The sequence below is a fragment of the Sphingobium chungbukense genome, assembly GCF_001005725.1.
GTDB classification, from domain to species: Bacteria; Pseudomonadota; Alphaproteobacteria; order Sphingomonadales; family Sphingomonadaceae; genus Sphingobium; species Sphingobium chungbukense.
In genome coordinates this window covers 205656-218775 of the sequence record NZ_LBIC01000003.1, presented here as the reverse complement: position 1 = coordinate 218775, position 13120 = coordinate 205656, and the positions used below count along the sequence as shown (strand labels likewise).

The following is a 13120-nucleotide window of genomic DNA, read 5'->3' as shown; positions in this document are numbered from 1 at the left end:
CCGGCCGATGGCGTTGACCAACGGCGATCAAATCTAGATGGATGGAATATTGCTGTGAATCAGAAAAGCGTATCGCGCCCTTCGGGCTTCGTTTGCCTCCCGACCTCAAGCAGCGGGTTATTGAAGCCGCCAGCCAATCTAAAACGAGCGTGAATGCCCTCATCACATCCGTGCTGGAGCGCGAGTTTCCCCAGCCAACGATCAATGCGCATGAGCTTGCCGCTTTCCTTAGTGGCCTTGTCACCCAGACATATGAAAGCGACGGGGGAGCCGAATATTTCGCGGAAGTGAACCGCGCTTTGGCGAGCGCCAAAACCCCTTGGTGCGTCAAGTGCGTGGACGACGTGGTAAGCTTCTATCCCTATGCGGATAGCGCTCCAGAATGAAAGACATTGATGCCGTCCGCTTCAACGAAGCCCAGAAAGCCATATCGTCCTTCTGCGGCAATGCCAGTCTGGCGTGGTTTGCTGGCGCTATCGGCCTATGGTATGGTGATCCAACAGCGACTTCCTACGTTATATTAGGAGGTATGCTGGCAGGCTTGGCGTTGCTGGGCATGTCGATTGCGGGGCCGTTCTACATGCGGCCGGAGGAATAGAGATGGCGGACTGGTTTCAGATTGCATTCCCCCTGGTAGGCTTCGGCCTTGCTGGCGGCGCATGGCTGACGATGCATCTGCTGCGCCGGAGCTATGATTCGCGCCACAAGAGCGTTCATCCCGCCGAATAGGGCTGTCTTGTCCCTTATCTCTCAATGAGGTAGGGGAGGGGGATGAGGGGAATCATTCTTGCGGCATTGCTGCTATCCATGCCGAGCGCTGCTTTCGCTGGCGCTAAAATCCAGTTTTCTGCCTACGAAGGGCCTGAGAGGGTTCAGAATGGCGATGGCGGCACAAAACTCCGGAAAAACGATATCGACTGGTGGACGACGGGGACACCGCCACGCAAATATCAGGTGATCGGCTTTATCAGCGATAAACGCGATGAGAACTGGGACGGAGGACATGCTATCGGAAGTCCAGCGGTAGCAAAGCAAGTGCTGGCTGCGGGTGGTGATGCTGTGATTGTGTTGGCCCAAGACGAAGCAGGAGCTACTGGCGGAGCCGGAAGCGGGGCGATCTTAGGGGGGTTCTTCGCTATGGGTGGCAGTAAAACACAGACTAAGATGCTGGTCGTGAAATATATTGCTCAATGAAGCATCAGCATTTATCAAATGCCGTGCTTTTCCCTATATTTATTGGCGCGGCGATTGGTTTATTTTTTGCGTGGCCAGAAAAATTGGAGTGGAAGGGATGGGCCTATCCAGACCAAAACAGCTTAGCCGCAGACATTCCGCTTGGGTCGTTTGAAAGCTTAGAGAAATGCCAAGAGGCGGCTAGAATGGTGCTACGATACACGAACGAAATACGTCAGCTTGATGGAGATCATTTAGTGGGCGATGATGAGTGCGGGTATCGATGCAAGCCGAACTCTAGTATGGGTGGCATAAACGTCTGCAAGACGACTGCCCGATAATGGATGACTGGTATATCAAGAAAGCCGTTCTGACGGCCTTCTGTTCAACCATCATCTATTTTCTAATAGGGCGGTACGAAAAATGGAAGGAACGTCGAGCGCTCCTTCCGGCTCATGTGCGTAATGCGGGATACTGGAATGACCGCCGCGTCGATCTGATCGGCATTTGGTCGCTACGGCTTATGTGGAGCGCGCTGATTTTTGGAATCGGCGGTGGACTTTTTGTTGCGATAGATACTGGGTTGAAACACCCAGCCCAGCAACCTCCCTCTATTGTGATCCCTTCAGAAACAGTTGCGCCGCCGTCTGTCCCGTCTCGGCCTGACGACCGCCGATAAGATCGCCCAATTTCACGAAGGACTGGGGGCGCTCGGTCATCATTGATTGCACCACCTTACGACCCGGACGGCTGTAGATCGCGGACAAGGCGCCTGCGCCGCCTGCCAACGTCGCCAGCGTAGGGCTGTCGGTATAGTCAGCGCCTGCGCCCAATCCTACGGCCGCGCCGGGGAGAAATAGCTGCCCCAACTGGAGGCGTCCGGCCGTTCCAGAGTCGGGAACACTCGATGGAAGGACTTCGCTTGCGGCGTCGGAAAACTCTTGCATGCGCGCACCCCCAGCAGCGGTAGCACGCTTGCGGGCGCTTCGGTCAGACTGCCGGACAGCCGTGCGCAATTGCTCTGGGGAATAGACGCCACCTTTCCCCTTGGCCGCCGCCCGCTCTATGGCAACGAAATTCGCATATGCATCATCCGCAGCCTTGTAGGCGGAAAGATTGGCGGGATCGGCGCGACCAGCAAAATCAAAGAATGCGGCCCGCATTTCTTCGAGCCTATCTGCCAACAAGTCATCCGCAGGGGCCGAACTGCTACGAGCCTTGGAAATCCTGGAATCCAGTCCACGCTTAATGGATTGAAGGTCGCGCCCCGCCAATGCGCCGTTGCCGTTCTGGAGAAAGGGCAGTACGTCACCCATGGCAATCGCATCGAACGTCTCTCGCTGCGCTTTGGGAAGGGTGCGGGACTGCTGGTATAGCGACGACACGTCTTGTGTGAGTTGGTTATCGGGGAGCGCGTTGATGGCCCCAAGCGCATTGTCATAGGCATCGCTCAGAGCGCGCTGCCCCCAAGCCACAGCATCATGGCCCGTTGCCACGTCCTTCGGCAGCTTCGCCCCGATTGGAGCAAGTGCCTCGTCTATGGCCACCCGGTTCATGTCCTCGATAGCAGCCCGGCGTCCGGTATTTACCGACTCGCCCGCCAGCGGAATGCCAGAAAGGCGGTCTTCAACGCCCTTGGCGACACGGCCTAGCCAGCCCCCCTGCCCAGCGATCTGGCCGGGAGTGAGGTTAACCCCCTTGTCGGTAAGCGTCTTCACCACACCAGCGACCGCAGGGGAGAGGGTGCGCGATACAACCCGGTTGACCGCCTGACCGCCAAGATTACCTAACGCCCCAAGTGTTCCGCCAAGGGCTGCGCCGGTCAGGCGGTCGTCGTTGTTCTCCAGCGCACCGGATGCAGCGCCATAGGCTGCGTCGGCAGCAAGGGCGCTTTTAGCTATCGACAAGCCTGTGGCGGCGCGCAAGCCACGCGCAGCCGGGACCGTCGCCGCGAGGCCACCAGCCGTGCCTCCGATGATGGAAGCAATGGGGTGGGCTTCGCGCATGGCCTCTTTGGCATCTTGCGCCCTTTTCGCCGCACCTTCACCGCCTATTAAACCGGCGACTTCATCGACCGGCACGATACTGTTAAGAAACTCAGCCGTCGCAGTGCCATATGGCGTAGCGCCGAGCGCACCGATCCACGAACTATCCTTCCGCCCAGAAGTAGGGACGGTGAACCTCACGCCCTTGCCGCCGCCATCACGGTAACGGATCGCGCCCTCAAGTTCTGGACCGAAGGGACGAGTTCCATATTTCTCGGCTATAGCATCCAATTGCTCGCGGTTAGCGCCAGCATTGAACGCCGCCTGCGCTTCAGCCGCGAAGGCCTTGTCTGCGTCGGTTGACCATTCGCTGGAACCATCAGGGGAGATTGTAGGCGCGCTGGGGCCAGCGGGACCAGGGCCGGTGGCACCATCTCTGCCTGCCTCGCCGGCAGCCTTGGGGATGATGATCGGTGGAGAATCATCCTCGCGCTTGTCCTGGGGCGCTTTTTCTGCACTGTCCGCAGCGCCTTTCCACGACCAAGGCGTCATGCCCAGAGCATTGCGCTGCGCATCGACGCGACGGCGAATGTTGCTCAGCTTTTCCTCGATTGCCAAATCGCTATCGGTCGGAAGGGGCTGATTGGCGGCAATAAATGACTCTAGTTCGCGATCCGACTGCGCGCCAACACCAGGCACGCGAAATGCTGCGAGTGCTTGGTCTGAAAGGCCTGCTCCCGCGCTCTCAAACTGACTATTTTCCGGACGCAAAGTGGATGGGACGCGCCCAGAAATAGAATTGGGCCAGCCGCCGCGAACGTTCTGCTGATAAAGGTCATAAACCCGATCAACCTGTGAGGCGAGGGCGTCCAATCCGTTTGCCCGGAGGGCGGTTTTGTCGTCACCCTTGCCGCCACCGCCCAGCATAGATTGCGCGGCCTTTAAGCCGAGAACCTTCTTGATCTCAGCGGGGTCGGTCACGTCCTCCCAACCGTCATCGGCCATTATTTCTTCCTTCGCTGGAGTTTGCCATCCGGGCCAATGCGATACTCATACTGCGGAGCCGAACTTTTTGCGCCTGCGGATGCGGCTAGCCGTGCTTCACGGCGTTCGGAAAGGCTAAGATTCGCATCAGCGCGCGCATCTGCGCGATCAGCCCGCGCATTATCGGCGTTCTGGTTCTCGACGCGCAGACGGTAATCCCGGTCATCCTCAGCGCTCGCAATCAGCTTTTCCAGCGCACGACCCTGCCGGTAATAGGTCTCCAACCCTTGATCAGACAGGTCTGCGTGCTGAAGCTGGTCTGCTGGAAAGCCCCGGTCAGCGAGGTAATTCCCCCACTTGCTTTGCAACTCTGCCATACGCAATTCTTTCGGGATGCCGCGCAGGGCCGACGCCGCGACAGCCATCGCCTCGCCGCGACGGGTCATCATGTCCAGTTGATGCTTGTCGGCGTCGTAGATAGCGCGTTGAATCTGCGAACCCCTTTGGGGATCATGCAAAATCATCTGGGACAGAACGTCCATATTGATCTTCGCGCCATCGGTCCGGGGTGGCAATGGTTGATCGAGAGGATGATTGTCGAGTGGGTGCGGCTCTACCGCAGCCGGCTCCGGCGCAGGAGAAGCACCATTTCGCGCCTTCCATGCCTGATAGCGCTCCTCGCCCAATCCTTGGCGGATAGCTGCGTCCTGATCGGGTGTTAGACTGTCGGCAATGCTCTGGGTGCCGGGCGGCGCGACGGGTGGAGATGCAACCGGAGCAGCAGAGGCAGGGGGTTGCGTGATCGCTCCGGTTCCACCAGACGCCTGATCACCTCCTTTCGGGTAAAGTTGGGCCACAAGGGAATTCCACTCGGACTCTTTCTTGTCGGCGCGATCTTGTTCGCGGATTTTTAGCTCCAATGTCTTAGCTGCCATCAGATCGCTCATCCGCTGCCGCTTCAACTGCATGTACAGTTGGGGCAGGCTGTTCGTCTCATCACGGGCGCGGGCAAGGATTTCCCAAGGATTGGAGGCCATCAGATATTCCCCCCAGCCGTGCCGGTTGGCCGATTAAACCACCCGCCGTTATTCATCAGGTAGAGGGACGCGAGGTTATTGGTCGCCCCTGAGATCGACGCCCCTATATTAGCATAGCTCGACGCGCGCGCATTGCCCGCCGCCATCGCGGCGTTGGCCTGGTTCTGCCCATTTACTCCATAAGCCGAAGTAATCGCGTTGGATGCGGCCTGTCCCGCCGCCGCTGTCTGGCCGGTCGCTGACTGGCCTACACCCGCAAGAGCGGCAATCCGGTTGGCGAAGGCGTCATAGTTCGACGCCGCCAGCCCCGAAGCATACCGCATGCGGGCCTTGTCCGCGCCGCCGCTGTTGAGGATGCCGCGAGCCGCGTTGCTGCGGTTGATAGCCTTCAACCCCTCATCCAACTGGAACTTGTAGCCCGGCGTGGCCTCCAGCGCCGCCGTAGGATCTATTTTCGTGCCGCCAACGCCATAGAGGCCAGCCAGCGTATCCAGTGCCTTGTAGCCCGTCTCGCGGTATGGTTCATAGTCGGAGCGGGTCAGGTCATATTGACGCTTAGCCTCGTCGACCTGAAGCTGCGTGGCGCGCTCCGAAGCGTCAGCCGCCGCCTTCGCACCCTGCTTTTGCGCCTTGGCGGCTTTGGACCCTGCGACAGCAGTGGAAATGCCGCCAGCGACCGCCGCGCCCGCAATTGCTACTGCCGGGGGGCACATTATGAAGTTTCCTTGAAGTTGAGAAAGGCGAATTCACCGAACAGTCTTCGCGCAGCAGTATCATATGCTCTTGCCGCCAATTCATCCGTAGGGAAGGCTCCCAAAAAGTGTCGCTTCCGGTCACGAGTTATTCTCGCAACCCATCCTTGTTCGGGATACCAGGTGACACCTTTGTACCTAGATCGCCCCCCCTGCGGCTTCTTGTTGAATTGATTGGCCTGCTGCGTGGATGGGCGCAGATTCTGCCTCCGATTGTCAAGGCGGTCGTGATTGACATGATCTATCGCCTCGCAATCTCCGCCAATGATGGCACGGTGAAGCTTGCCCCTGATCTTATGTTGAGCATATCCCTCGTTGACACTCCACCCGCCTGAAGCGAGCAAGCTAGAATCTGCGACGTCTATCAAGGCGACCCCACGTTTCATCCGCAAGAACGCATGTCCCCCGCAAGCACATCTGACAACTGTCTGGGCACTCACCTTGGGCATTCATCGCTCCTCATTTCGAACCATTCAACAAGAGGGCCTCCTGGCTCCCGTGCGCGGACACCATCAGACCGAAACCCAATGATGCGGGTGAACAGTCTTGCGGCGCGGTCTTCGATAGGGATGCGCCCGAAAACTACGGAAGCGTGCAGCACATCAAAGGCATATCGCAGTCCAGCGCGCGCTCCATCCAAGGCTTCCTTTCCGCGTCCCTCAGGGCGAAAGAACATGTGAGCCTCCAGAACGGAGCTTGTGATAGGCTCCAGAAAGAAGCCCCCATGTGGCGTCAGGATCGTCGTAACGCGTTGCATAAGATCGGAGGCATCGTGCCCGATGATCGCGCTTACGAACCCAGCATCGGCGGGAGTGCCAATCCTGATTCCGTTCATGGGATTATGGAAATGCGATCCGCGCATGAAACCTCAGACACATCGAACATCGATGACCGTTGTCTAAGGTGGACGATGGCCCGGATCATGCCATCAACGCGACTGCGCTCCAATTGCCGATATAGCAGGGATAGAGTGGCAGGGGAAGCCTAGATGGCTGTCTGCTCGATCCCGGATGCAAGGACAGTGATAGACCCTGTTGCGGATGCGCTCATCTGGATCGTGCCGCCACCGCCAAGCCATTGCCCGACGGCTTCAAGGATGCGACCTGATGCGCCGGCTGCGACCGACCTGTCCTTTACCAACAGGTTCGTGTTGTCAGCCGTGCCTCCGGTCGGAACCAGCCAGATCGAGAATGTCGCCGCTACGCCGCTGTAGTTGACCACCGAAAAGGCATCGATACGCGCCTTCGCCGCCGCTGGCGTGGTGTAATAGGTCGCCACCGCATTTGTCAGGGTTCCGGCTGCGAGTTGCTTGGGAGTGAGCGCCATTTATCTGCTCCTAAATCACTTCATACTGGAAGATGAAACACATTGAGCGGTTTGCTGTGTCTGTGGTGTTCCAGATCATCCGTGCGCGGTCGTTGGTTATGTCTGAATAGAAGGCCGCACTCTGGCCCGGAACTTGATCGTTCGCCGCTGTCCCGCTGCATTGCTGAACCGTTGTGAAATTAGATGCGACGGGCAGGCTGATTCCAAGCTCAACCAACCCTCCAGCAGTCGGGTCAACGTCCGCACGCCCTGAAACCGTCACGACATTGCCGACGCGCATATAGCGGCACTGATAAGCTGTGGATGCGGACACATTGGTTACGTTGGTCAATGTTGGTGTGTATGTGCCGCTTGCCAGAGTTTGCGCGGCGTCGAGCGTCCCACCTGAAAAGGAAAGGTTCGCCCCGATAGTCACCGCCGTCCATGTGTTGGCGCCAGAACGGTAATAGATCGTGTTCGTGCCTGACAGAGCCTCAAGCGCCGCCAAATCGTCCGCTAGGGCAAGGGTGGGATTGCCCGAAACTCCATTCCCATTTGAAACTGTTATCCCTGCTGCTGGAGCCGTGAGGGTACGGAACGCGTAACTTCCCGCTCCGGTTCTCACCAGTTGCCCGGTCGAGGAAAACCCGCTGATGTTGTCGAGCAGCGTCCCGGATGCGGAACCGCCGCCCGTGCCCCCACGAGCCACGGCAAGCGTTCCAGACCAGCCTAGCGTAAGGGATGTTGCAGCGACCAACGCGGTTGATGGCGATCCGCCTAGAGTGAGGGTAACATTTGTGTCGTCCGTTTTTGTCAGCGCCACGCCGGAAACGGCGGAGGCAGGGATGGCGATGGATACATTTGCCGCAGCGGTCAGCCGCCCTTGTGGATCAACGCTGAACGTTGCGACCTGAGACGCTGAGCCATAATTCCCAGGCGTGACAGTCGTATTGGCCAAGTCCAGCTTGCCATTGCGCTCGACCATGCCAAGGCCCGCTTCCAAAACGGGGGAGGTGGCATCCAAGCGATCCGGAACCTCTTGCTCGACCAGCGGCATGCTGGGAAAATCCCATGCATCACTTGTATGGCCCGCGATTGCACCGTCGCCACCACCCGCCAGCAAGCGAATCTCTTCGTCAGCCGCCGACAAATCATCATCCGCCCTGACCAGCGACAGGAGAAACCGATACCATTCCGGCTTGATAAACCCCCTGTCATCAATAAGCGGCGCATTAGGTGGGTTGATGAGGCTAGCGAACATCGGCGTAATAGCCCATCACAAGCCGGCGAACTGGATCACTGATTGTTAGTTGAATATTGCGCTGCCTGAATTGGCCAAGATTGCGCCAGATCGCCCGCGTCCGATACTCACCAATCTGTCCGAGCGAACGCCACAGTTCGCTCGAATAGGTGCGGCCGCCATTGTCGCTATATTTGAGCATGATCTGGGGATCGGAGCCTTGCCCGGTCGAAAGCCCAACGCCCGTTTCGCAATAGACTTCGAAGGCATACATGGTGACGCGCTCGCGGGAAGCCTCCAGGGTTGGCAGGCCGATTTCCACGACGATCGGATCACCATTCTCATCGCAGACATCCAGATCAGGGCGATAGATGCGTCCGGTGTAGGCGTCGGAGAGCAGCGCCTGCCCCCATGCCGACACAGCCCCGCCGATCCGATAGTTGGCCAGTTGCCAGGACTTTCGTTCTGCCCATGTCCCAGTGGCCAGATCATAAGCGAATGTGCCCTGGTCGGTGTTAAGGACATAGAATTTATGCCCTTCCTGCGTGTAGGTGAAGGCGCGTGCCCACGTGGCATTACGCAACCGATATTCGATCGCATGAGTGGAGATGCGGAGAGGGTTGTATCCCTCAAGACGATAAACAACCCGGTCGTCCCCAAGGAACTGTACGCTATTGTCGATCTTGACGATGCTGTCACGATCGAAGCAACCGCGCTCGATGAAAGCATTGCCCTGGCGCTCAAACACATTATCCGCGCCGCCCGAATTGTAGAATATTTCGACGGTCTTTTCGCCGTAGAGATGCAGTTCGCGATGGTCAGCTATTATCCCGACGATCCCATCCGGTGAGCCTTCAGCCGTGAATACATCGAGGGCATCATAGGATACGCCATCCGCAATGCCCGAATAGATGCACTGGTCAGAATTATATATCGACCAGACGAAATAACTGTCGATATATTCAACGTCAGAAACCAAAGGCAGGCCGTCAGGTTCAACAATAACATCGCCAGCCAGCACATATCCATATGGCGCGGCACAAATGGCAAGTTGAAAACCGTTATCAGCCATCGTGACGGTGTTTGAGCCAAGAATCTCGCCCACATCGGTTGCAAAGCCGTTCTGGTCCACGCCATAAAGACGCGTTCCGATGACGACATAGAGCAGGTCGCCCATGACATGCTGTCCACGCACTGGCTTGTTAGCGATGTCAGCAAATAGTGTCAGGCCGGGTATGGCCATGATTGCAAAGTCAGTAGTCTTGTCTCCGTCCGCCTTCTCCGCAAACGCGTTGATGAGACTTGCGCCCGACCATGGCTTGCTGCGCCCATCGCTATATTGCAGCGCGGGCTTTATGGACCTTAGCACCATCGGCTGTCGCCCCATCGGTCGTCAGGCTGTAGATAGATCGATACCGGCTCGTTATCGAATGCCTTGAGCTTGCCGAACAGTATCTGAGCGCGCGCCGTGATCTTGCCGGCAACGTTAGGATCGTTGACCGGGTATTTGTCCATGAGGACATCAGCTAGGTTGTAAACGACCGTCTGCTGCCACTCCTGCGGGAAGTCGAGCGTGTCGTTTGCCGCATTCATCAGGAACATGGGACGCAGTGTATCAATGATAACGCTGATCGTTGGCGCAACAGCCGATGATGGGGTGGGCCAGAGATAGAGCGTGCCATCATCCCGTTGCGGATCATAGTAGAAGTTGACCGGCGTAGACGGGCTGGTCGTCTTGCTCGGCATGTCGAGATATTCCTGCCTCGACCATGGTGTCATCGGAGTTTCATAGCCGCCCACAAGCTGCTTGCGACGTGCCGAAGTGACCCGCATCGGCTTCGGATCATTCAAGATGTAAGCCGCCGTGTCGGCTATCGGGGTAATCGTGACCTGTTCCTTGCGCCACAGATTTTCGTCCGCGTTCCATGATAGGATCATGAGGTTCAGACTATTCTTCGCGCGCCTGAACATGTCGGCGGAGATTGTCTCACCTTCCGATCCGACGCCGATCACATCGAACGCCTCCTGAATGATCTCAAGCAGGCTGAGAGGCAGGGTGTTTATGGTGGAGACGGTCATATCGATTCCCAGCCATTCTGCTTGATCGTGCGCGCCAGCTTCACGTCTGCCATGGCCTCATGCAGCGGGATCGAGCGAAGCAGCTTGCCGCCTGGAACAGGCTCTCCAGTACGGCGGTCAATGTCCACCGACCGGATTTCATACGCCAGCCCGTCCACCGATTTTCTGCCCTCCACACGACCCGGCAGAGCCATTACAGATCCTCCGGCCGGATTATTCCTCCGATGAATTGATCAGGCGCTTCAGGCCGCGCATATGGCAGGTCTTGCCTGTCAGGAACGCCGCGAACGAAGTCCTGCGGGTTGCGACGATCCACGAACCGCCTATCGACCATCGCGCCGTCCCATTGGCGAACGAGCGCGGACAGCTTCACTTTGAAGCCACTCGCATCGCATATCGCGTTCGGGCCGCGTGTGGTCAGGCTCCGCTTCATCAGTATAGCGCCAGAATGTTAGTGGCGGTGGTCCCGGTGGACAGAACCTTATCAACCTGCACAGGCAGAACCCCGACAGGCGCGGCCTTGAAGGTGACGGTCTGCCCTTGGGCGAGGCGGGCCGTTACATCGCCAGTGACGCCAACATACAGCGCACGCGAAGTGGGAATCACCGTACTGTCATTGGCGGTGACAGCCGATGCCCCGAAATACGGGGCAAAATCAGATGAACGGCCCGCCATGTCTTATTCCTCGTCTTCGATTTCGGCAGGCAACGTCCAGCCATTGGCCTTGGCCGCCGCGACAAGGGCCTTCAGCTTCTGGCTGTCGGTCATCGTCTTCTTCGCCGCCTTGGCTTCCTGCGCATCCGACGCGGGAACGTCCTTGGTCGCTTCCGGCTTTTTGGCATTCGTCATCTCAGTTCTCCTCAAGCCCCCGGCTCACAGGGTCAGCGCCGCGATTTGGACGCGAAGATATAATCGACCGATGCCGTCTTCGCGGCAGCGGTGGTGGTGCGGACAGAGAAAGACGGGGTGGTCGTGGTGTCGGGCAGATAACTCGCCGCAACGCCGGTCACGGAAGCCTTGGCAACACCATCCTGATAGAAGGTCACCGTGTCCTTGCCGTCCCAATACCAGCCAAGTTCGGTATAGGTGTCGGCTACAATGGTCCCGACAGCCGCCGATGTGCTGCCCGTGGTGGCGTTCTTGCGGACATAGCCGGTGATCGCGCCGGTTGCGGTCGTGGTCTGGAAGAAAATGCCGTCCGTGGCATCTTCCGGGGTCGTGTCGGTGACCTGAAGGCCCACGGTCACAACGGTGGTCAGCGCCGAAACCTTGAAGCGAACCTTGAACCATGCTGGCTTGCCGGTCTCGAAGGAAAAGCCCTCGGTGGTCTTCTGCGTCGAAACAGCATCGCCACTTGCGCCCGTGGTGGTGAACAGCAGAATGCCGCCGTCACCAGCGGTCAGAGCGACCGTGCCGGTGCCAATCAGCGTTGTCGTCCAGTTGGTGGCGCCAAAGAAATCGAAATCATCCATGAACTGATGGGCGTCAGTCGGATCGGGGCGGAAATACTGACCCAAGGGATCAGTGGTCTTGCGGGTCGAAAGCCCGGTGGAGAGGCGGGTGACTGCCATTTTTCACTCCTGACGTTCAATGCGAACGCTGTTTCCAGCGTCAGGAAAATGGGGCGGCCTACTTCCCGACCGCCCCAAGTCGTTCAGGCGCCGGGGGTGCCGTAGGCGCCACGCCAATCCGTCCAGCCTGTGGAGTACCGTTCGTAGAACTTGTACTTCAGGTTGTCGGTGTCGAAGTCGCCGTCCTGCGCGAACCAGATGTCCTCGCGCTGGAAGAGCTTCACGCCCTCCGGCGCATCGGTGCGGATGAAGAACGCATCCGGGTCCGTGAGGTAGTGGTTCACGGCCGTGCCATCCGGGAAGGCGTTGAGGGCTTTCAGGGCGTTCAGCGCGTTGTTCGCGGTGTCGCTCTGGCCCGAAGACTTCAGGATGCGGGTGGCTTCGAACTGAAGATCCACAGGGATGATCAGCTTGCGCGGCGTGATGGAGATTTTCATGCCCTTGGCGTTGGTCGCCTTGCCGATCTGGATAATCAGATCCTCAAGACTCGCTTCGGACAGGTCCGCGTCCACCGCCAGCCGGTTGGACTGGTTGCCGGCCATGGTCGGGTGCGCCGTCGAGAAGAGCGGCTGACCGTCGCCACCGGTATAGGCGGAGTTGAATCCCCGGTTGTAGATGTTCGCGACCACGTTTTCCTTGGTCTGGCGCGCAGAGAAGGCCAGCGATCCAGTGCGCTGCATGCCGATCTTCTCGTACAGATTGTCCTTGAGCGCCTCATGCGTGATGATGAAGCCCAAGGAGTAGGCCAGATGGGTGTAACGGGTCGTGATGCCCTGTCCCGCACTGTCGTAGCGGGTGGATTCGCCCTGAGGCTTCACCGGAGCCAGGCCGAAGCCGGTCATCTCCTGATCTTCCTCGTAGGCCATCGAAGAGCTTTCGATGGAGACGAGTTCCTTCCACTCGGCGGGATGCTCGTTGTAAGCGGTGCCCCAGCGAGCGTTGAGGCCGGGCCAGAGCAGCTTGGCGATATTGCCGGTTGAAATCACAGTCATGG

17 protein-coding genes are annotated in these 13120 nt (G+C 58.4%); 4 read left to right on the top strand and 13 right to left on the bottom strand.

Annotated elements, in window-relative coordinates; genetic code table 11:
• Positions 1–41 precede the first annotated feature (41 nt).
• Genes YP76_RS26950 through YP76_RS07105 form a run of 4 tightly spaced genes read left to right on the top strand, consistent with a single transcriptional unit; the run spans position 42 to position 1194 of the window.
• On the top strand, positions 42–386 hold the full coding sequence (locus tag YP76_RS26950) for a hypothetical protein (protein WP_046762909.1): 345 nt from the start codon (positions 42–44) through the stop codon (positions 384–386).
• On the top strand, positions 383–598 hold the full coding sequence (locus YP76_RS07110; protein ID WP_046762908.1) for a hypothetical protein: 216 nt from the start codon (positions 383–385) through the stop codon (positions 596–598). Before YP76_RS26950 ends, YP76_RS07110 begins: the two co-directional genes overlap by 4 nt.
• Before the next feature lie 2 nt (positions 599–600).
• Positions 601–729, top strand: coding sequence for a hypothetical protein (locus YP76_RS29040; protein WP_269748624.1), 129 nt, complete (start codon positions 601–603; stop codon positions 727–729).
• Positions 730–771: 42 nt separating this feature from the next.
• Positions 772–1194 (top strand): hypothetical protein, encoded by a 423-nt coding sequence (locus YP76_RS07105; RefSeq protein ID WP_046762907.1) that lies wholly within the window; start codon positions 772–774, stop codon positions 1192–1194.
• A gap of 590 nt (positions 1195–1784) precedes the next feature.
• Here YP76_RS07105 and YP76_RS07100 read toward each other — a convergent pair.
• The 13 genes from YP76_RS07100 to YP76_RS07035 form a co-directional block, all read right to left on the bottom strand.
• On the bottom strand, positions 1785–4163 hold the full coding sequence (locus YP76_RS07100) for a hypothetical protein (protein ID WP_046762906.1): 2379 nt from the start codon (positions 4161–4163) through the stop codon (positions 1785–1787).
• Complete coding sequence (locus YP76_RS07095; RefSeq protein ID WP_046762905.1) at positions 4163–5179, bottom strand: hypothetical protein; 1017 nt, start codon at positions 5177–5179, stop codon at positions 4163–4165. Before YP76_RS07095 ends, YP76_RS07100 begins: the two co-directional genes overlap by 1 nt.
• Positions 5179–5892 (bottom strand): hypothetical protein, encoded by a 714-nt coding sequence (locus YP76_RS07090; protein WP_046762904.1) that lies wholly within the window; start codon positions 5890–5892, stop codon positions 5179–5181. The genes YP76_RS07095 and YP76_RS07090 overlap by 1 nt, the downstream gene beginning before the upstream one ends.
• Positions 5892–6317: an AP2 domain-containing protein gene (locus tag YP76_RS29240; protein WP_408640432.1), complete on the bottom strand. Its 426-nt coding sequence runs from the start codon at positions 6315–6317 to the stop codon at positions 5892–5894. Before YP76_RS29240 ends, YP76_RS07090 begins: the two co-directional genes overlap by 1 nt.
• A 598-nt stretch (positions 6318–6915) precedes the next feature.
• Positions 6916–7257 (bottom strand): hypothetical protein, encoded by a 342-nt coding sequence (locus tag YP76_RS07075; protein ID WP_052757337.1) that lies wholly within the window; start codon positions 7255–7257, stop codon positions 6916–6918.
• 10 nt (positions 7258–7267) lie between these two features.
• Positions 7268–8497: a hypothetical protein gene (locus tag YP76_RS07070; protein ID WP_046762902.1), complete on the bottom strand. Its 1230-nt coding sequence runs from the start codon at positions 8495–8497 to the stop codon at positions 7268–7270.
• A complete protein-coding gene (locus YP76_RS07065) occupies positions 8487–9719 on the bottom strand; it encodes a packaged DNA stabilization protein (RefSeq protein WP_232307474.1) in 1233 nt (410 codons plus the stop codon). Before YP76_RS07065 ends, YP76_RS07070 begins: the two co-directional genes overlap by 11 nt.
• 119 nt (positions 9720–9838) lie before the next feature.
• Positions 9839–10555 carry a hypothetical protein gene (locus YP76_RS07060; protein ID WP_046762900.1) on the bottom strand — a complete coding sequence of 239 codons (717 nt, stop codon included), beginning with the start codon at positions 10553–10555 and terminating at the stop codon, positions 9839–9841.
• Positions 10552–10749 carry a hypothetical protein gene (locus YP76_RS07055; RefSeq protein WP_046762899.1) on the bottom strand — a complete coding sequence of 66 codons (198 nt, stop codon included), beginning with the start codon at positions 10747–10749 and terminating at the stop codon, positions 10552–10554. The genes YP76_RS07060 and YP76_RS07055 overlap by 4 nt, the downstream gene beginning before the upstream one ends.
• 238 nt (positions 10750–10987) lie before the next feature.
• A complete protein-coding gene (locus YP76_RS07045) occupies positions 10988–11230 on the bottom strand; it encodes a spike base protein, RCAP_Rcc01079 family (protein ID WP_046762897.1) in 243 nt (80 codons plus the stop codon).
• A gap of 3 nt (positions 11231–11233) precedes the next feature.
• On the bottom strand, positions 11234–11404 hold the full coding sequence (locus YP76_RS27665; protein ID WP_157035701.1) for a hypothetical protein: 171 nt from the start codon (positions 11402–11404) through the stop codon (positions 11234–11236).
• 32 nt (positions 11405–11436) lie between these two features.
• Positions 11437–12126, bottom strand: coding sequence for a hypothetical protein (locus tag YP76_RS07040; RefSeq protein ID WP_046762896.1), 690 nt, complete (start codon positions 12124–12126; stop codon positions 11437–11439).
• 83 nt (positions 12127–12209) lie between these two features.
• Positions 12210–13112: a Mu-like prophage major head subunit gpT family protein gene (locus tag YP76_RS07035; RefSeq protein WP_198147441.1), complete on the bottom strand. Its 903-nt coding sequence runs from the start codon at positions 13110–13112 to the stop codon at positions 12210–12212.
• Positions 13113–13120 lie beyond the last annotated feature (8 nt).